Here is a 19,532-nt window from a genome sequence, read left to right on the forward strand (position 1 = left end):
GGAATAAATCCATTAAAAGATATTATTTAACAGCTACTTGGACCAATTGTTTTTTGGAGCCGCGCTTGGCATAGAATAGGAGCTCGTCATGCAATTTGTCTATATAGGGTTTGGAAACCATTAGGGGCAAGCGGGCATCGGTATCGTCGATAACCTTTTCATAGTTCATGCGGCCATGTTCATCCAACTTGATCAAAAACACGTTCCTATTTCTGCTCAATCCCTGTTTGAACATGATGCGTTCGTCACTTAACTGCTGTGGGTTTTCGGCAGAGGTACTGATAAAAAAGTAGGTGGTATCGTCCTTGGTGAGGGAACTGTACGAGGCGTAGGCCCCATCGCCTTGGGTAACTTCGGTCTTGTTGATATTTCTGGCCCAGATCAAGTCGCCCTCCCCGCTCAGTTTGGCACTTACAATATCGTTGTGGTGATATCTGGTGACCAACACCCTACCACCACTACTATTGGCCTGTGTACTGGTACTGGTGAAATACTCTTCGGCATTAAATAAAATATTTCCTTTGGAGGTAATGTTCATTCCCTTGAATACCAAGTTTTTCAACGTCTTATCGTCTTCCCTACCGAACTTATCCTTCATGAACTGTTCAGAAAACGGATTGAACTTTTGACTTTCGATTTCCAAGGTCCTCGGATTCATTTTAAAGTAGGAGATGCCGTTATATCGGTTATCCTTTCTATCGGCATAGAAACCTAGACACAATAATTCCTTGCCCTTAAAAATAGGTTTCAGGGCCTCTGGAAACTTGCCCGGCGTGTAAAACGACTGCGTTGTACCCCCAGTACTGGAAACGCGTACCATTTCATATTGGAACTTGCGCTCCGTGGCATTGAAACGTTTTTTCTTGAAATAGGCCTTTCCTACCAAGTATACATTGCTAAAGTCTTCCGAGAAGGTGATCGTCTCAAAGGCATAATTTTTTTCTTCGACTTCTGCCGAAAAATCATGTTCCATCAATTTGTTCAGTCCGGCATCAAAAACATGGATATAGTGCTGGTTGTTCTTACCCTTTTTAAAATGGGTAGTGATGGCAAAGGCCGATTTCTCATCGTTAAACAACACCGATGTAGTGAACCCCGATGAGAAATTCCTATTGTAGTAATTCCTGTCCAGCGGCTCCGCCACGGGATCCGATGGGATGGTCAAAATAGTCTCCTTGGTGAACTGATAATCCGTATACGGACTTCTATGAACTTGATATTCATAGGCCATTCTGTCGTAATTGTATTCCAGAAAAAGTAAGTATGCCTGACCGTTCTTGATATATGCATCCACAAAATTGGCATTTTTCAGCTTATAGTTGAATTCGGAAAGCAGTTCCAAATCCTCATTGTAATGTTCAATGAAATACCCCTTTGGTTTTAGCACGATTCCCGTGTAGTAGGCCCTAACGATGACCGTTCCGCCCTGGCCATCGTCCGCAATGGCCAATAGATTGGAATACTTGTACTTGTCATTATATTTTTCGCCAATGTTATACGCAACATGGGCCTTTTGGGCAACGGAAAGGTTTAGTGTCGCCAAAAAAAGTACTAGGAAAATTTTTCTAAACATGGTCAGTTCGCTTTACCTACGAACCCGGAAAATCAGCTTTTCTTTTTTCTAAAAATGCCGAGGTGCCCTCTGCAAAATCATCCGTTCCAAAACATGCCCCAAAAGCCTCAATTTCCTGCTCGTAGCCGTTAACAGTATTCATAAAACCCGCATTTACCGCTTTTATTGCATGGGATATGGCGACGGAGGAATTATTACAGATTTTTTCGGCAATCTTATGACACAGTGGTAAAAGCTCCTCCTGTGTTACGACATGGTTTACCAAGCCGTAATTTTTAGCCTGATCAGCAGAAATCATTCCTGCGGTCATGATCATTTCCATGGCCCTTCCCTTCCCTACCAGTTGGGGAAGGCGCTGGGTACCCCCATAACCGGGAATCACGCCAAGGGACACCTCAGGAAGGCCCATTTTGGCGTTATCGCTTGCCACCCGAAAATGACAGGCCATGGCCAGTTCCAAACCACCGCCCAAGGCAAAACCGTTTACCGCGGCAATGACCGGTTTGGAAAGGTTCTCCACAAAGTCGAACAACAGTTCCTGCCCTTTGGCAGCCAATTTTTTTCCTTTTTTTACCGAAAAATCGGCGAACTCTGAAATATCGGCCCCTGCCACAAAGGCCTTCTCCCCGCTACCGGTTATGATAAGCACCTTTACATCAGCATCCTCCTCGAGCTCCGATATGGCCTCATGCAGTTCTTGAATGGTCTCCCGGTTCAAGGCGTTTAGCTTTTTTGGCCGATTGATGGTGATGGTCGCAACCGATTCTACAATGGTTACCAGTATCGTTTCGTAAGACATATTCCTTGCTTTTTATTTTATGGTCCTCATACTTGCTACTCTTGGGAATTTAACACAAAAAACCGTGCCTTTCCCGGGTTGGGACGTGAAATTTATGGTTCCTTTATAGGTTTCCACGATGTTCTTTACCATTCCAAGACCCAGCCCCATTCCACTGGTCTTGGTGGTGAACTTGGGTTCGAAAATCTTGTCCTCTACTTCCTTTCCGATACCGATTCCATTATCGGCTACTGAAATTTTTACCATTTCCCCGTCTACTGCAACCGAAACCAAAATCCTAGGGGAGTTATGCTCCTCCGGTATTGCCTGTATTGCATTCTTTACCAAATTGGTTACCACGCGTATCAACTGGGTGCGATCCAATTTGGCGATGATTTCCTCTTCTTCCGCAATAAAGTGGATGTAATCCTCATTGAAGATATCCAGGGCCAGTTTCACGATTTTTACCACGTTGAGGGTTTCGTTCTGCTGCGCCGGCATTTCTGCAAAACTTGAAAAGGCCGAAGCAATGCTGCTCATGGTATCGATCTGCTGAATAAGCGTCTTGGAATATTCCGCCACCTTTTCGGCAATATCAGGATCGTTGGGGTCGAATTTTCGCTGAAAACTTTGAACGCTCAGCCGCATGGGCGTCAATGGGTTCTTAATTTCATGGGCCACCTGCTTGGCCATTTCGCGCCAGGCCTGTTCCCGCTCGCTTTTTGCCAATTTTGCCGCACTCAGGCTTAATTCATCAATCATGGCATTGTAGGAGGAAATCAATTTCTCTATTTCCTCACCAGGCTTTTCCAAATGGATCTTCTCGTTCCTGCGGGTAAGGTCCGTACGCTCCATCATATCACTGATGGTTTCCAGGGACCTGGTGATATATTTGGAAATGAAATAGGCCAGTCCTATGGCCAAAAGGAACATCAGAAAATAGACCCCTCCCAAACGGGTCAAAAACTCGTTCAACTCCTTGTCATTGAATGAATTATCCTCAAAATAAGGCAAATTCAATATCCCGATAGGCTTGAATTGTCGGTCTGCGATATACGTATAGGAAGCCTGATACTGGTCGCCGGCCGCCTTGTTCCGCTCCACATATCTTTTATCAGCGCTGGCATCGAGCTGATTTAGGATTTCCGGATCTAAACAAAGGGAAATGGGGTCGTTTTCAAATTTTGGGCGTGAACTTTTGATCAATTCACCCTCTAAACTGTAAATGTTGAAATTCATGTTCTGCACCACGGCAATCTCATAAATTTCCTCCTTGAAAATGAGACCAAGATTCTCGGTAGTGACAGGATAGGTGGTCTTTTGAATGGTCAAGTCGATGCTCTGCCTGATCTGCTCTTCTTTCCGCTCCATTCTGTTTTCATGGTAATCCCTGTTGATTTCCCTAAACTGATAGATGGTAACGGCCAATATAAGCACGGAAGCGATCAGTACCAATAATATCATTGATACGAAGATGCGCGACCGTAAAGAAAATCTACTTAACAAAAGCTGGGCATTTCGTTCAAAGTTAGCAAATATCGCACCAAAGCGGGTTCAAAATCAAGTTCAAGCGCAAATCTCAAGTTAAAGCCAAACGGAAAAAATAAATTCAAATAAGAATTACAACCAATTCACTAGGTACAGAAAACCTAAGATAGTTCGTACATCGTATTGATTGAAGATTGTAAGCTAAAATTCGAATTATTCCATATATAATTCCATCCATGTGTTATTGTTTATATTTTTAAAGAGACATTTGATACGCTCCAATTATCAGAATACATTCGAGTTTTTCAGAAAAGAGTTTTAAGATTGTAAATGAATTAATAACCAAATGAAATCGTAATAATATGTCATCAAAAATGGTAATTATAACTCAAAAAACATTGAGAAAAAAACTTACTCATATTTTGAGCTTACTTGTCTTTACCTCAATTTTTGCTCAAAACGAACATAGCAAAGCAATTGTTGAGATTGAAAATTTGAGCAAAGAAAGGGCTAAAGCTTTTAATCAATCGGATGCTAAGACAATTGCTTCTTATTTTACTCTAGATGCTATACTCATGGCACCTAATAAAAATGTACAGATTGGACAAGAATCGATAGAGGCATATTATCAAGGTCTTTTTGATAATTTTAACCTTGAATTGGATAGTTACTACGAGGAAGTGGAGGTTTCAGGAAACATGGCCTATGGCCGAGGTGAAGCTATTGTCAAAGCGACACCGAAGAACGGTGGGGAAACTATAACAACTTCCTCCAAATATTTAAATATTTTAAGACGACAGTCAGATGGTTCATGGTTGACCACACATGACATTTGGAACGAAAATTAATTTCGAAAGCGGTATATTTCAATTTTGAAAAGGTATATCCAGTAACAGGAATAATAAGCACCCTTCAAAGTAATTATAGGTCGTCTTTTAACATAGGAAATGTCATTTTTGACGTATTCGCTTATAGAGCTTGATTCCCAGCATCAAAAGGATTCCCAAAACAATGATTCCGACTACGCCAAAAATCCAGTTAAAAGTACCTTTCAATATAACCAGAAAGACCACTGCAAATAGGATAAGTGTAGCCCCTTCATTCCATATACGCATGTAATTTGAGGAGTATTTGATATCATCCTGCTGGAATCTTTTAAATATGAGGTGATTTTTTAAGTGATACACAATCAGCAACAGTACAAACCCCAATTTAATATGCATCCAAGGTTGTTGTAACCACTGGGGCATTAAGATCAATAACCAAATGGCAAACAAAGTAGCCAAGACCGCCGATGGCCACGTGATGATATACCACAGCCGCTTTTCCATCAACTTAAACTGGGTGCTCAATATTTCTCGCTCTACCACTGGTTTTTGTTGCGCTTCGATATGATAAATGAACAATCTTGGGATATAAAAAAGCCCCGCGAACCACGTAATCACGAAAATCAGGTGCAGGGCTTTTATATAATTATAATATTCGGTCATATTCTATTAAACTCAAATACAAAATCAAATTCAAATACAAGAGTCAAGTTCAAGTTCAAACACTTATTATTTCCACAAGGATTTCACTAACTCACCATCCCACTAACTCACTATATCACTATCCAACTAACTCACTAATAAAACGGTTACAAAACAAAACCTGAAACGTTCAAAAAGAAAGAACAATAAATTAACTACTTCGGATTTAATGCCCCAATACCCGCTTCCCAAAGTGCTTTGTTATACGCCGGAATATCTGTATTTAGCAAGGCTTCTCCTCTGGCCTTTAGAGGTATCCATTGCTTATCCAATTCCTGTTTTCTATCCATATTGGATTTGTTTACCCGTGGAATACTACCGCTGGTCTGATTCAAGAGAAATAGATATTCCGCCGTAAATTTGTTGGGGAAATTCTCCACATCGTCATAGGCCTGCGACTTTCTTTGGACCATATCGGCATCCCACGCCTTCATTTTTTCCAACAGTGCTTCACCTTTTGATTTTAAGGTTTCATCCTCGATTTCCTTCAACACTTCCTTTAGGTCTTTCTGAACCTCAAAAAGGGTATTGACCATTTTATGCATCTCGGTAATCTTCTGTTCCATTTCGCTCATTAACCCATCGTACTCCTCAAATTGTCCCGGTTTCATTTCAATGGTTGGAATCGGTTTGATCTCACCTTGCGTGGTTACCGTCTGCCCATCCATAGTAAGTGTTATGGTATACATTCCAGGAATTGCCTGGTGTCCCCTAAAGTTGGCCTCTATATACACGCCTGGAATTCCTGGAACGATCGAATGGCCCATATCCCATACAAACCGATTCAAGCCTTTATTTTTTGGCAATACAGGGGCCGGAGGGGCTCCCCCACCGTTATGTGGTATATAGTCTTTATCCTTTTCCGAACTAAAACTGCGAATCAATTTCCCTTTGGAATCCTTGATTTCCATGGTAAGCTTGGTGGAATCATTCAATTTTGGCAATTCGTAATACAGCACCATACCGTTCGCCGGATTGACCCCGTCAAAGGCATCCGTGGCAGTAACCTCCTTGGCATTGCTGCTCATGGGACTTCCCCAAGATCCTGCGTAGGCCGCATTTGGTTTCAAAAATTTCAGGCCCTTTTTGGTTGGTTCATACTGGCTAATGGTATTGATATTGTCCAAAATCCAGAAAGATCGTCCCGAGGTCGCCACGATTAAATCCCCTCTATGCACCTTTAAATCCAACACAGGGGTTACCGGTAAATTCAGCTGAAAGGGCTCCCATGTTTTGCCTCCGTTCCAAGAAATGTACATACCGAGTTCCGTACCCGCATACAATAAATCTTTCCTATTTTCATCTTCCCGAACCACCCTTGTAAAGGCCCCGTAAGGGATACCAGCACTAATATTGGTCCAGGTTTTTCCATAGTCGGTTGTTTTGTAAAGGGCCGGTGTGTAGTCGTTGAACTTGTATCGGGTGGTGGCGATGTACGCCGTAGCGGGGTCATGAGGTGATACCTCAACGGCATTGATCAAGCATTCGCTCAGTCCTTTTGGGGTTACATTGTCCCAAGTTTCCCCACCATTTTTGGTAATATGTACCAATCCATCGTCACTTCCCGTCCAGAACACTCCCTTTTCATGCGGCGATTCTATCATATAGGCCAGGGTTCCGTAGTTTTCCGCACCTACCGCCTCATTAGTGTAAGGTCCGCCACCGTTACCTTGCTTGGCATCGATATCGCGTGTTAGATCAGGAGAGATTTCTTCCCAGGTAAGCCCCATATCGCGTGTGCGTAAAACCAATTGCGCGCCATGATAATACGTACCAGGTTCGTGGATGGAACCAATGATCGGGGCGTTCCAGTTGTACAAATATTTCATGTTCCTGGCTTCCCTTCCCAAATACTGTATGGGGGCTGCCATAATGTTGGTAGAACTCTTGGTTTCCGTATCAAGCACTTCGATAGTACCCAAATAACTGCCGCCCAGCACATATCTTGGATTATCTGGGTCAAAGGCCAAAAAGGCACTTTCACCACCGGCGGAATAGGTCCAGTCCTCCTCCGTTATACCGCCCCTTCCCAAGGACAAACTGGCGATTCGCACCGAAGTATTGTCCTGCTGCCCACCGTAAATATTGTATGGGAACAGGTTATCGACACTTATTCTATAAAACTGCGCTGTTGGCATATTGTCCTGCGCTGACCAAGTTTTACCATAATCAAAGGTAATGGTAGCCCCTCCGTCATCGGCCAGCACCATGTTTTTGGAATTATCAGGGTTTATCCACAAATCGTGCGTATCCCCATGCGGTACATCAATGGTTTCCCAAGTCTTCCCGCCGTCTTCGGAACGGAACATGGCCGCACTCAACACATACACGGTATCCTCATCATTGGGGTCCGCAAATACTTCAATGTAGTACCAGGCACGCTGTACCAGTCTATTATCACCACTCACCATGGACCAGGATTCCCCTGCATCATTGGAGACGAAAAGTCCGCCCTTGTCCGCATTGGAATCGCTTTCGATCAAGGCGTACACTTTATTTGAATTAGCAGGGCTAACAGCTATGGCCATTTTTCCTTTTTCCTCTGGAAGGCCTTCGTGGATTTTTTTCCAGGTCTCTCCGGCATCGGTGGATTTGTAGAGTCCGCTGCCTTCCCCGCCACTGATTACTATATTGGGTTTGCGTTGGTGCTCCCACATGGCCGCGTACATAATTTCAGGATAATTGGCATCCATAGAAAGTTCTGCTGCACCGGTCAAATTGTTCACGAAAAGGGTGCTTTTCCAAGTTTTCCCCCCATCCACTGACTTATAGATACCCCTTTCAGGATTCCCTTCAAAAAGTGCTCCCTGGGCGCCTACATAGACAATATCCGGATTGGTTGGATGAATGATGATACGCGAGATATGCTGCGTCTTTTCCAATCCCACATGTTGCCATGTTTTACCGGCATCGGTGGATTTATACACACCATCTCCGTAAGACGTCATCACTCCCCTTGGGGCATGCTCGCCCATACCGCAGTATATAATGTTGGGGTTCGATTTTGAAACGGCTACGGCGCCTACGGAACCGGTTTTGAAATAATCATCAGAGATGTTTTCCCATTTCTGACCGGCGGTCTCGGTCTTCCAAAGTCCGCCACCAGTGGTGCCCATATAATACGTCATCGGGTCACCGATAACCCCGCTTGCCGTAACCGAACGCCCACCTCTAAAGGGTCCTATATTACGGTATTTCATCGGTTTGAAATACTCGTTGGCCAATTGGGCAAAGGTTCCCGTTGCTCCAAGGGTGAATAAAATCACAAGTAATCTTTTCATTTAATTTCTAGTTTTTTGATGCCTTTTTAACTTCTCGCCCCCCCTTTGAGTACACTCTGGATAGGCCGCTAGAAGTGACAGATCAATAGAATAACACCTTATATTACTCAACAAACAAATAGTTCAAGTTCAAATCGTTAAAGGATGTATTGAACGTTTTTAGCTCATTCGACATCACAGCGTCAAACTTGTCCAATTCCTTGTTGATAGCGGCCGTAAGCTCGTTCTTAACGGCAATGTCCTGTTCCGTGGGAGGAAAGTCATCAATCGCCACCAAACTATTCAAATGTCCCAATTTGTTGGTCAACTTAATGGGGAAGTTCAAAGGATCTTGCCGACTCCTATTCTTGGTCTGGTATAAGGCCTTCTCCACCTCGCCCAAACTTTCCTTCATCTTTTTGGCCTTTTCGATAAGTTCCTTAGTGGATTCGTTATCTGCATACTGCTTAGTGAATGCATCCAATTGGGCCGTTACGTTCCTGATCTTTTCAATGGACTTGTGGGCCTTATCTATGGTCGTGTTGATATCGGTAATAAAGTCATATTGTTTTTGCATATCGGCTACCGATGCCTCCGCCCGCGGATCTGGGACAATTTTGAACTCCTGCATACTGGAATTCCCATTGACATTCAAATGTACCTTGTAGTTACCGGGAACCGCTTTTGGCCCATCCAAATTGGCCCACCAAAGTATCATACCGTCCAACAATTTGGCACCCTTACCCCGAGTGTCCCAAACAAAGGTATTCCCACCTTTCTTTACTTCTAGTTTTTGGTCCTTTTCTTTTGTATAGTTGTTATAAGTGGCCAAGGTATCCCCTGCCATGGAGGTATAAGTTAGATGAACACTATCCTTTTCACTGAGATTCTTCATGTAAAAATGGGTCACCACACCGTTAGGGTGGTTTTGTCCGGATGTTTTGGAAGGACTGCTTGTTGCCCTCCCTTTCGTACGATAGGAATCCTTGGGTTTATACAGAATATGTTCCGATGATTTCTTGCTTTCATCCAATTGATGTAGTACCGTTAAATCATCAATGATCCATAGACTGCGTCCCTGGGTGGCCACAATCAAATTATTGTCCTTGATGGTCAAATCCGTAATGGGTACGATGGGCAGGTTCATCTGGAAAGATTTCCAGTTCGCCCCATCATCGAAGGAAATATACATACCTATTTCCGTTCCCGCATACAGCAAGCCTTTTCTTTTGGGGTCTTCCCGCACTACACGTGTAAAGTGTTCCTCATTTATGCCATTGGTAATCTTGGTCCATGTTTGGCCATAGTCCGTTGTTTTGTATAGGTAGGGCTGGAAATCGCCCAATTTATATCGGGTAGCGGCCACATAACATGTACCCTCATCAAAAGCTGAAGGTTCAATGCTATTGATCATGTTCCACTCCGGCATATTGGAAGGAGTAACATTTTCCCAAGTCTCGCCCCCATTTTTGGACACATGGATCAATCCGTCATCACTACCTACCCACAACAAGCCTTCCTTCAAAGGGCTTTCATTGGCAGTGAAAATGGTACAATAGTACTCTACACTGGTATTGTCTTGTGTAATTGGCCCACCACTGGAACCTAATTTTGTTGGATCGTTCCTGGTAAGATCCCCACTCAACACTTCCCAACTCTGGCCTTCATTCGTGGTCATGTGTACATGGTTGGAAAAAGTGTATAATTTGTTGGGGTCATGCCTACTGAACAAAATGGGGAAATTCCATTGAAAACGATATTTCATCGCCTCCGCCCCTGCACCCATGGGGTTGTCCGGCCATACATTGATGCCCCTAACGGTGCCTTTTTCATGGTTCACGCGGGTAAGGAAGCCATCGTAGCTACCACCGTAAACAATATCATCATTCTCCGGGTCTACGGCAATCCAGGCGGATTCCCCACCGGCGGTTTCCTCCCAATCGTCCTCAGTAATAGCGGAACCATCACTTCTATGATTTACACGAAGTGTGGAATTATCCTGTTGCGCTACATAAATTCGGTATGGAAAATGGTTGTCCGTAGTCACCCGATAGTATTGAGCTGTAGGCTGGTTGTAATAGGTACTCCAGGTCTCCCCTCCGTCATAGGAAATTTGGGCACCCCCATCATCCCCAATAATCATCCGCTGGCCATTTTCTGGAGAAATCCAAAGATCATGATGGTCTCCATGCGGGGCATTGAAGGATTTGAATGTTTTTCCCCCATCCATGGATTTGTGATAGCTTACGTTCAGAACATACACTACATCTTCATCCTGGGTATCCGCATAGACACGGGTATAGTACCAGGCACGTTGTCTCAGGTTTCGGTCGCTATTGACCAAGGACCATTTTTTACCACCGTCTTCGGAACGGTACAAACCGCCCTTTTCCTTATTTTCGACAATGGCCCAAACCCTTTCAGAATTCTTGGGCGAAACCGCTACCCCAATGATTCCCAAAGTATCCTTTGGAAAACCTTCGTTCTTGGATATCTCGTTCCAAGTTTCACCACTGTCCGTACTTTTCCATAGGGCCGATCCTTCCCCTCCACTACTTAGACTGTATGGGGTTCTTTGGGCGCGCCACGTAGAAGCGTACAAAATTCTTGGGTTGTTTGGGTCGAAGGTCAAATCCACCGCACCGGCCTGTTCGTTTACGAAAAGTACTTGTCTCCAAGTGTCGCCACCATCGGTACTTTTGTAGATGCCCCTTTCTTTTGTCGGTTTGTAGATATCCCCCAATACTGCGGCGTATAGCGTATTGTAATCCGTGGGATGTACCCTGATCCTAGGCACGTGCCTACTCTTTTCCAAACCGGCCTTTTCCCAGGTTTTACCGCCGTCTACGGTTCTCCAAATGCCATAACCTGAAGAAACGTTTCCCCTTAGGGTCTTTTCGCCACCGCCCACGTAGATTACATTCGGGTCGCTTTTTGCCACCTCCACAGCACCGATACTTCCGCCAAAATATCCATCGGAAATATTTTCCCAGGTTCGACCGCCATCCAAGGTCTTCCAGACCCCTCCACCCGTGGCTCCAAAATAGTAAAGGTTGGGTTCTCCCGGCACGCCGGTAACGGCAGCCGATCTACCACCGCGATAAGGCCCTATACCCCGATATTCAAGGCTGGAGTACAATTCCTCTGGATAGGAAACAGTTGCGCTATTGGATTTACTTCTACGTTGTGCCTCTGTTGTACTGGGCAGTAGCAATAGGAAAAGGGCCACGAGGGCCATAAAAGAGTACTTGGATTTCATTTTCAGTTCTTTGAATTAGTCAACCCTAAATTTAAAGAAAAGCTTTTAATACACCCATTTAAAAAAGACAATAATGATTTTGGGGCTTATGGTTTTTTTCCAAGCTTATAAAATTCAATAACATAAGAATGGATATTTTTTAGGAACGTGGCCTATGTAAATATTAATCCAGAAACTCCAAACAAACGGGATTGGGCAGTTCAATTTCTTCCAAGAATTCTAAAGTACCTAGCTCCTGGTCTCTTCTGAATACCACAATATTGCTGCTTTTTTGATTGGCTACCAACAGATACTTCCCAGTTGGGTCCATTGTAAAATTACGGGGCCAATCTCCCCGGACGGACTCCCTGTCCACCAGACTCAAGGAACCTGTTGCTTTGTCCACCCTAAAAATGACGATGGTCTGTTCGCCACGGTTGGATCCATATAGAAAATTACCATCAGGGGACAAATGGATATCAGCACAGTAACTTTCCCCTAAGAAATCGTTCGCAAGGGTAGTATGGGTTTCCTTTTCAATATATTTTGAACCCGTTCTTTCAAAAACAGTGATGGTAGAATTCAATTCATTTATGGTGTATAAGAACTTCCCATCCTGACCAAAGGTGAAGTGTCTTGGCCCTGCACCACTTGGTAAATCAATGGAAGGCTGTTCGTTTGGTTTGAACTTTCCGGCATCCATAGAAAATCGCTTCATGGCATCCAGCCCTAAATCGGCTATAAATAACCCTTCCTTTGTAAAGGCGGCAGAGTGTGCATGGGACGTCTTCACTGTATCCAAGCTTTGGAGGTCAATAACCTGGGGGTCATTCATAAGGCCACCAAATTCGTCCAAGCTAAAAATGGTGACATTGCCTCCTGTATAGCTCGAAGCGGCCAAATACTGGCCATCATCTGAAACAGCGATATGGCAAGGATGGGCTCCTACCGTAGCCATGGCCCCTTTTTGAATAAGCTTGCCATCCAAAAGTTCATAGGCCATTACCCCACCGGAGGTATCCTCGAAGGTATCGGTCTCAAGTACCGAATAGAGTATAGAATTATCCGGAGAAAATTTGATGAAGGAAGGGTTTTCAATATTGGCGGCCAATTGCTTGTTGGTTAAGGCCCCTGTATTCGCATTGAACTTCAGTTGATAAATACCATTGCTATCCCCGTCCGTATAGGTTCCTACATATAGATCATAGGTAATGTGATTAGAATTCATATTGCATCCCATTATACAGAATATGCCTAAGCACATCATTGCAGTTGTCCATCTATTCATCTGTTTATTTCTATTGTTTTTCATAGGTCAGATGTAATTATTTACATCATTTAAGTTTGTCTAATTTGGGTGTTCATGAATCTTCGATTTCGCCAAAAACTATCTCGATAGAACCAAGACTTGTTATGGCTCATTTCATAGGAAAATTTAATGTACCTAAATGTAGACACTTTTAATGAAACTTGGCAAAACGATACATCTAAAGGTCGGTTTTGGTATCGCTTCCCTGATCTTTGTACTCGCGATATTCCTTGGTCGACTTTCTTAAATCGATGATGGCTAATACCACAAGAATCAACAAAACGAAGGTAACCAGAACCAAAACAAAGTACATCATGGGGGATATTTCCTTATAGGACCCAGAGTGTTGGTTAAGGTCACTAACCATACCTTTTTTCTGGATAAACCGGATGCTTATTCATTAAAATATTGATTATAAAGGCACTATTGATAAACCAATATCCGATTAAATTCCTATCTTTTAGAAATATCCCCACTATCCGGTATAGCCTACTTTGTTGGTTATTATAATCTTTGAAGACCAAACCAAAAAACTATACAAAAAATGAAAACATTTCAAAAATTCCCTCTTCTAATTACTTTCCTTCTTTTAAGTCTTAGTTTTCATCCTCTTTTGGGACAGAAATTTAAGGGAAGTAATGAAGTTATAGTCAAAAAAGTAACTGGACTACAGGAATATAGTTCAACCATGGATTTGAATGATACCCGAAAACAACTTTTAATGGCGGGGCAGAATTATCAAACCAATTATGGAATATATGCCTCCATCAAAATTAAAAATTCCTCTTTAGGACCCCAGTATAGAACCTTAAAGAATATTGAATTTGAGATTGTCAATTATAAACCTACTTACTTTATAGGAATAGATTCCGTTGTGGTCGATTCTAATTATGGTAAAAACACGATTACATTTAAAGTGTACACAAGGGCCTTGTCCGATCAACAGACCTTCTCACTTAATGAGAAAGACTTAGAGAATATCCATTTTGAAAAAGGCAGTTATCTACATGCCGAACGTTATTTAAATCCTATGTTTCCAGAACTTGACAAGAACGGTAACGCTATCCTTATGGACGATGGTCGAATTGCTTGTAAACCCGATAATGGCAAAGCTTTCGATTTTGAGTTCTTTTATAAGGATGGCAGACACGTAGTACTTAAGGAAGATTATGATAAAGAAAAGGAAACGGAACTAGGTGCAAACAATGAAATACCATTTGGGTTACCAGGTAAAAGATGTAAAGAAAGTTTTAATAAAATTCTATTTTAATGAAACCGTCATAAAGGGGGTTTTTATGACAAACTCAATACTTTCACAAAAGGAAATGCTTAAAAATCTATCTGTTACCTTAAATTTAAACGTGTGAAAAGAATCTTTGCATTTCTTATAGCTTACCTAATCAATTTTACATGGTTGTTCGCAGTCAATACAGACGACTTTTTTGTATTGTTAAAAAATCAAGACTATATAGGTGCCAAAGAGCTAGTTGAAATTTTTGATAATGGTGAATTGAGAGTTTCACTCTCTACGTTGCTAGATTTAATGTCTTCCAAAAACCCGGATCAATCACCAGTGAAATTGGACTACACGGACCCTAAGGAAATAAGATTCGTCAAGCGGCTCATCGCAGGCTACCAACAAACCTATGCCTCCAAACAAGACAATCTACAAGCATATATAAATTTTTCCGAAGCGCTAAAGCTAAGTGACGAACTTGACAATCCTATTTTGACCAAAGCGGCACTTATAGCTTTATTGGATTTATTCCGATTTGAAATTTTTATAGGAAGTAAGCAATATATTCCATTCCTAGAGCGCTTCATCGAACTAAAGTCAGACCTTACTGATGAGGTATTGGTCATTCTTTACAGTTTGATTTTTTTTTCAAAAGCGGATGATGATATAAACTCGATAGACAGTCAGTATTACCACTACTTCGATAAACTGGACTCCATTTTTACAAAAATTCCCGAGTCACATGCTTTTTATCCTAAATATTATTACGAAAAAGGAATCTACTATAAAATTGAGGGAGATTTTGAAAAATCTGAAGATTTTTTCTTAAAAGCAGATAGTTTGGCCGCAAAAAATAACTTCTTAAAAATTCTACGTGGTGATATCGCGTGGCAACTTGCTGCTATAAATATGCAAAACAACAAATTGGAAAAATCCAAAAATTACCTTCAAATCGCAAAAGGTCTTTCAAAAGGTTTAAGGGATTCCTTTTACAATGACCGTCTCACTTCTTTAATTTACCAAAAAGAAAATCAGTATGATTCTGCCTATTATTACCTTAGAAAATCAGTGGATATAGAATATGAATTGGGCTATAAGAACAACACCTTAGAATCTTCCATTTTAACCGTCCAAAACCAAACCGACAAACTCAAGCTAGACAAGCTCGAATTGGATGCCCAAAACAAAAAAATAAAAATTTGGACCTTGGGGCTTGGACTGGCCCTTCTTTTTGGGTCGGTCATTGGTGTGCTTACCTATAAAAATACCAAGCGCAAACAATTGCTCGCTGAGCAGGGAAAAATATTGGAGGAACAGAAAGTAGCAACACTTCTAAAGGACCAAGAACTTGCTACTATTGATGCCATGATAGAAGGGCAGGAAAAAGAGCGGCAACGCATCGCCCATGACCTTCATGATGATTTAGGTGGATTGATGGCAAACGTAAAACTTCATTTCAACTCCTTGCAAGAAAAATCAATAAGTAACAAGCAAAAACTTTATGATAAGACCAATGAACTATTGGAAGAGGCCTATCAAAAAATACGGGCCATCGCCCATGAAAAAAATTCCGGGGTCATTGCGAAACAAGGACTATTAAGGGCTGTTAATCAAATGGCTGATAAAATTTCGCAATCAAATAGAATAGCGGTATCGGTACAGGATTTTGGTTTGGACAATCGGCTTGAAAACAGCTTGGAACTCAACCTTTTCAGAATTATACAAGAATTAACGACCAATATTATTAAACATTCCAAGGCCACAATGGCAAACATACACCTCACCAACCACGGTGATGTACTAAACATTTTGGTCGAAGATAACGGAATAGGTTTTGACCCTAAAACCTTAAAGAAAGGAAAAGATGGAATGGGCCTCAAAAGTATCGACAAACGAATATCCCAATTGGAGGGCACTTTTCACATAGAATCTGAACCTGGTAAAGGTTCGACCATAATTATAGATATACCCATATGATACGGTTAGCAATCGCCGAAGACCATCAGTCCTTGATTGATGGTTTGGAGCTTCTACTCAAATACGAGGAAAACATTCAAATTGTAGGCACAGCCAATAACGGGCAGGAGTTATTGGAAGTGGTACGGAAAAGAAATCCAAATGTAATAATAACGGATATCAGAATGCCCATTATGGACGGGATTGAAGCAACAAAAATAATTAGAGAAGAACACCCCCATATTACCGTTTTGGCCTTTACCATGTTCGACCAAGAGGGGGCCGTAAAAAAAATGTTACATGCCGGCGCAACCGGGTATATCCTTAAAAACGCTTCCCTAAACCAAGTCTTAGAGGCAATTTTGACCGTTGCACAAGGCGGTACTTATTATGATGGCAATATTGATCTCTCATTTGCAGAAAATCAAAAAAAAGCCTCCAGCAAAGGTCTGTTGACCAAGCGACAAAAAGAAATATTATCCTTGATCGCACAAGGAAAAACCTCAAGGGAAATTGCGGATGAACTTTTTATTGGTATACACACAGTTGACACCCATAGAAAAAACATGATGCGCATATTAGAAATCCAGGGAAAAGGAGAGTTATTGAGGTACGCCTTGGAAAAAAAGTATGAATTTTAATCTTTTCCCCTATTTTTAAAGATAATTGAAATACTCAAAGAAAATGATTATCAGGTCATTGTACATTCTAACCATTTTTATGATTGCCCATGTTTCCGGATATTCCCAAGTTGAAACGCACTATGCCCTGAAAAACCAAGAGGTTGTAAAGACCGATTTCAAAGAGATTAAACGAGAGCTCTTATTTAAAGCGGAATCAACGGATACTAAGGAAACCTTTGGGCTGGCCCTGGGTGCTTTGGCCGTCAGACTGATACCCTTGTTGGTCGATGGGGCTTCCAAATTATTCTATAATCCTGATAATTTCAATAAAGAATATTTTGCCAGTTATTCCTTTTTTGAGAATTCCGGAAGTTTTAAAAAACTAGATTCTGAGCAAAATATGGTCTTCCAACAATCTGGTCTCAACGAATTTGGGGGACAGGAAGTAATCAATCGATTTGTCTTTGACCTAGGTACCGTAAAAAATGTAGAAGGTTATTATTATCTAGGCCTAAAATCCTACGAACTCAATCATTCCTTGTGTAAACTAAGTGGACCAGGCAACCGAATAAACTATATTCTGGACATTGGATTTTATTATTTTGACGAGGATGATAAGGCCCAGGAATTCCACATTAATCCCATTCTTTTGGACGAACAGTTCATCGATGGAGAAAAAAGGGAAATTCCAGAAATAAACTATCAGGTAATACCAAAAATGAAAGTGCTGCAGACCGTTCAGGTTAGGGTACGTGAAATCAATGCAAAGACCCAAAATTGGGACCGATATCTTGAACTTTATCAAAGTAACCAGAACAATATTTCCAAATTTTTGATACGGGCACTTGGCGAATGACCAAGTTTTTCTTCAACTGGCTTCAAAGAAACTTACTTACTCCTTCAAATCGATACTAAGGAGAACTATATATACCCTTTACTAGGTATTGAATCAGGTATGCCCGCCTTCTATTTTTGATCATAACCAAACTCTTGGATAACCTTATGAAATACGCGTATATTCTATTCTTATTTATACTTTGGAGTAAAACCTTCGGCCAATCCTATAGCGGTCTTTTTACAGATAATTTTAGCGGAATACATAACACCATTATCAATCCGGGTAGCCTTGCGGACAGCCGTACTAAGTGGGAACTCAACCTTTTTTCCATCAATAGTATAGCAAGTACTGATTACACCCCCTTAACCTTGGGGAATATCACTTCTTTTATTGAAAATGATAGTTTTGATAGTTTGGAGAGACTTGCTTCCGATACTAATAACTTTTTGATAAACTTGGATGTATTGGGGCCTTCCATACAATTTTCACTTAATGAGAAAAACGGACTTGCACTATTTACAAGAATTAGGGCCATTGGAAACATAAACAATATTAACGGTACTCTTTTTGAAAGTGTTTATGATGGATTTGCCAACCAGGACTTTGATTTTGTTGCGAACAATATGGATTTTACCACACACGCATGGGCTGAAATAGGCCTATCCTATGGCTCAATACTGCTACAAAAAAAATACCATAGGTTAAAAGGAGGGATTTCTTTAAAATACCTTCTTGGCGGAGGGGCTATTCAAGGTAGCAGTACGCAGCTTAATGGCCAGTACGATTCCAGTATCGAAGAGGTATCCCTAAACGGTGACCTTTCCTATGCCTTTAGTGCCACGGAAACTGAGGGGGATGTTGACTATTTTGACAACCTTTCATCAGGGTATGGTTTTGATTTTGGCGTTGTTTACGAGTTTAGAACCCCCTCATCCTTAGCTCCTTCCAATGGCGATAATCCTAGGGGATTCAATCAATATAAACTAAGAATGGGCCTATCTTTTTTGGATATTGGAAAAATAACCTATCGCAATACAGAGAGTTCCACCTATCAAATTAACGCAACATTTGCTGCCCAAGATCTAGAAGAAGATTTCATATCGGCCATTGAGGATCAGGTTGTTCCACAAACCCTTGTAAATGACCAAGCCTGGAAACTACCTGCCACCATTAATTTAAACGTTGATTACTGGTTAACCAAGCAATGGTATCTGAACCTAAATATAAACCAAGGTTTGTTGGATATGAATGCCACTTTTAATAACAACCCTTTGAATCTCATTACGCTAACACCAAGGTATGAATCCAGGATTTTTGGAGCCTACCTGCCTATTTCCAATAGTAAATTAAGTGGAACCTCAATAGGCTTAGGGTTGCGATTGGGTCCGCTTTTGATAGGTTCTGGAAGTTTATTTTCCAACCTAGGCAATAATGCCCAATTGGCAGACATATTCCTTGGACTTAAAATACCTGTGTACCACAAAAGAAAGAGTAAAGATTTCAAATCAAAAAAACAATAACCTACAATTGGTACGCATTTTAATTACCAAATTCAATTAAAAAGCACTGTACGCACCATCCATTTTAAACAATTGACAAAATTTAGTATTTTACAACTCTAAGTCTTAAAAATAGTATGAAACCCACATTTAGGGATTTGTTAGGGTACGTTATATACCTCTTTAAGCATCAAGCTATTAACC

Annotated in this window: 14 protein-coding genes; 6 read left to right on the forward strand and 8 right to left on the reverse strand. The window is 41.5% G+C overall.

Annotation, left to right across the window (positions count from 1 at the left end):
- Positions 1 to 22: 22 nt before the first annotated feature.
- The 3 genes from PP181_RS01900 to PP181_RS01910 are packed head-to-tail and all read right to left on the reverse strand — an operon-like array spanning position 23 to position 3,815.
- Entirely contained in the window at positions 23 to 1,573 is a 1,551-nt protein-coding gene (locus tag PP181_RS01900; RefSeq protein ID WP_272635767.1) for a hypothetical protein, read from the reverse strand.
- Positions 1,574 to 1,589: 16 nt separating this feature from the next.
- Positions 1,590 to 2,372, reverse strand: a complete 783-nt coding sequence (locus tag PP181_RS01905; RefSeq protein WP_272635768.1) for an enoyl-CoA hydratase/isomerase family protein — start codon at positions 2,370 to 2,372, stop codon at positions 1,590 to 1,592.
- Between the two features lie 12 nt (positions 2,373 to 2,384).
- Positions 2,385 to 3,815: a sensor histidine kinase gene (locus PP181_RS01910; protein ID WP_272635769.1), complete on the reverse strand. Its 1,431-nt coding sequence runs from the start codon at positions 3,813 to 3,815 to the stop codon at positions 2,385 to 2,387.
- Positions 3,816 to 4,201: 386 nt separating this feature from the next.
- Here PP181_RS01910 and PP181_RS01915 point away from each other — a divergent pair, with 386 nt between their 5' ends.
- Positions 4,202 to 4,687: a YybH family protein gene (locus PP181_RS01915; RefSeq protein WP_272635770.1), complete on the forward strand. Its 486-nt coding sequence runs from the start codon at positions 4,202 to 4,204 to the stop codon at positions 4,685 to 4,687.
- 102 nt (positions 4,688 to 4,789) lie between these two features.
- Here the strand turns inward: PP181_RS01915 and PP181_RS01920 are convergent, their stop codons facing one another.
- From PP181_RS01920 to PP181_RS01940, 5 genes are all read right to left on the reverse strand, one after another.
- Complete coding sequence (locus PP181_RS01920; protein ID WP_154917594.1) at positions 4,790 to 5,329, reverse strand: CopD family protein; 540 nt, start codon at positions 5,327 to 5,329, stop codon at positions 4,790 to 4,792.
- A 194-nt stretch (positions 5,330 to 5,523) separates the two neighbouring features.
- On the reverse strand, positions 5,524 to 8,649 hold the full coding sequence (locus tag PP181_RS01925) for a WD40/YVTN/BNR-like repeat-containing protein (RefSeq protein WP_272635771.1): 3,126 nt from the start codon (positions 8,647 to 8,649) through the stop codon (positions 5,524 to 5,526).
- Positions 8,650 to 8,752: 103 nt separating this feature from the next.
- Positions 8,753 to 11,887, reverse strand: coding sequence for a WD40/YVTN/BNR-like repeat-containing protein (locus tag PP181_RS01930; protein WP_272635772.1), 3,135 nt, complete (start codon positions 11,885 to 11,887; stop codon positions 8,753 to 8,755).
- Positions 11,888 to 12,050: 163 nt separating this feature from the next.
- Entirely contained in the window at positions 12,051 to 13,094 is a 1,044-nt protein-coding gene (locus PP181_RS01935; protein ID WP_161598208.1) for a lactonase family protein, read from the reverse strand.
- A 259-nt stretch (positions 13,095 to 13,353) separates the two neighbouring features.
- Complete coding sequence (locus PP181_RS01940) at positions 13,354 to 13,542, reverse strand: hypothetical protein (RefSeq protein ID WP_154917598.1); 189 nt, start codon at positions 13,540 to 13,542, stop codon at positions 13,354 to 13,356.
- Positions 13,543 to 13,719: 177 nt separating this feature from the next.
- Between PP181_RS01940 and PP181_RS01945 the strand changes: the two genes are divergently transcribed.
- The 5 genes from PP181_RS01945 to PP181_RS01965 all read left to right on the forward strand — a co-directional run bounded on the left by PP181_RS01945 (position 13,720) and on the right by PP181_RS01965 (position 19,349).
- A complete protein-coding gene (locus PP181_RS01945; protein WP_272635773.1) occupies positions 13,720 to 14,445 on the forward strand; it encodes a hypothetical protein in 726 nt (241 codons plus the stop codon).
- Positions 14,446 to 14,538: 93 nt separating this feature from the next.
- Positions 14,539 to 16,389, forward strand: coding sequence for a sensor histidine kinase (locus tag PP181_RS01950; RefSeq protein WP_272635774.1), 1,851 nt, complete (start codon positions 14,539 to 14,541; stop codon positions 16,387 to 16,389).
- The gene (locus PP181_RS01955; RefSeq protein ID WP_272635775.1) at positions 16,386 to 17,009 is read left to right on the forward strand and encodes a response regulator; all 624 of its coding nucleotides are present in this window, start codon (positions 16,386 to 16,388) and stop codon (positions 17,007 to 17,009) included. Before PP181_RS01950 ends, PP181_RS01955 begins: the two co-directional genes overlap by 4 nt.
- A 43-nt stretch (positions 17,010 to 17,052) precedes the next feature.
- Entirely contained in the window at positions 17,053 to 17,847 is a 795-nt protein-coding gene (locus tag PP181_RS01960) for a hypothetical protein (protein ID WP_272635776.1), read from the forward strand.
- 146 nt (positions 17,848 to 17,993) lie between these two features.
- Entirely contained in the window at positions 17,994 to 19,349 is a 1,356-nt protein-coding gene (locus tag PP181_RS01965) for a DUF5723 family protein (protein ID WP_272635777.1), read from the forward strand.
- The last annotated feature ends 183 nt before the right edge of the window (positions 19,350 to 19,532 follow it).

The sequence above is a fragment of the Maribacter sp. PR66 genome (genome assembly GCF_028464205.1).
Taxonomy (GTDB): Bacteria; Bacteroidota; Bacteroidia; order Flavobacteriales; family Flavobacteriaceae; genus Maribacter; species Maribacter flavus.

Bases quoted from the DNA above. Each gene is read 5' to 3' on its own strand.
- PP181_RS01955 (WP_272635775.1), top strand. From the start codon at position 16,386: ATGATACGGTTAGCAATCGCCGAAGACCATCAGTCCTTGATTGATGGT.
- PP181_RS01910 (WP_272635769.1), bottom strand. From the start codon at position 3,815: ATGATATTATTGGTACTGATCGCTTCCGTGCTTATATTGGCCGTTACC.
- PP181_RS01930 (WP_272635772.1), bottom strand. From the start codon at position 11,887: ATGAAATCCAAGTACTCTTTTATGGCCCTCGTGGCCCTTTTCCTATTG.
- PP181_RS01920 (WP_154917594.1), bottom strand. From the start codon at position 5,329: ATGACCGAATATTATAATTATATAAAAGCCCTGCACCTGATTTTCGTG.
- PP181_RS01940 (WP_154917598.1), bottom strand. From the start codon at position 13,542: ATGGTTAGTGACCTTAACCAACACTCTGGGTCCTATAAGGAAATATCC.
- PP181_RS01935 (WP_161598208.1), bottom strand. From the start codon at position 13,094: ATGAATTCTAATCACATTACCTATGATCTATATGTAGGAACCTATACG.
- PP181_RS01900 (WP_272635767.1), bottom strand. From the start codon at position 1,573: ATGTTTAGAAAAATTTTCCTAGTACTTTTTTTGGCGACACTAAACCTT.
- PP181_RS01965 (WP_272635777.1), top strand. From the start codon at position 17,994: ATGAAATACGCGTATATTCTATTCTTATTTATACTTTGGAGTAAAACC.
- PP181_RS01915 (WP_272635770.1), top strand. From the start codon at position 4,202: ATGTCATCAAAAATGGTAATTATAACTCAAAAAACATTGAGAAAAAAA.
- PP181_RS01945 (WP_272635773.1), top strand. From the start codon at position 13,720: ATGAAAACATTTCAAAAATTCCCTCTTCTAATTACTTTCCTTCTTTTA.
- PP181_RS01925 (WP_272635771.1), bottom strand. From the start codon at position 8,649: ATGAAAAGATTACTTGTGATTTTATTCACCCTTGGAGCAACGGGAACC.
- PP181_RS01905 (WP_272635768.1), bottom strand. From the start codon at position 2,372: ATGTCTTACGAAACGATACTGGTAACCATTGTAGAATCGGTTGCGACC.
- PP181_RS01960 (WP_272635776.1), top strand. From the start codon at position 17,053: ATGATTATCAGGTCATTGTACATTCTAACCATTTTTATGATTGCCCAT.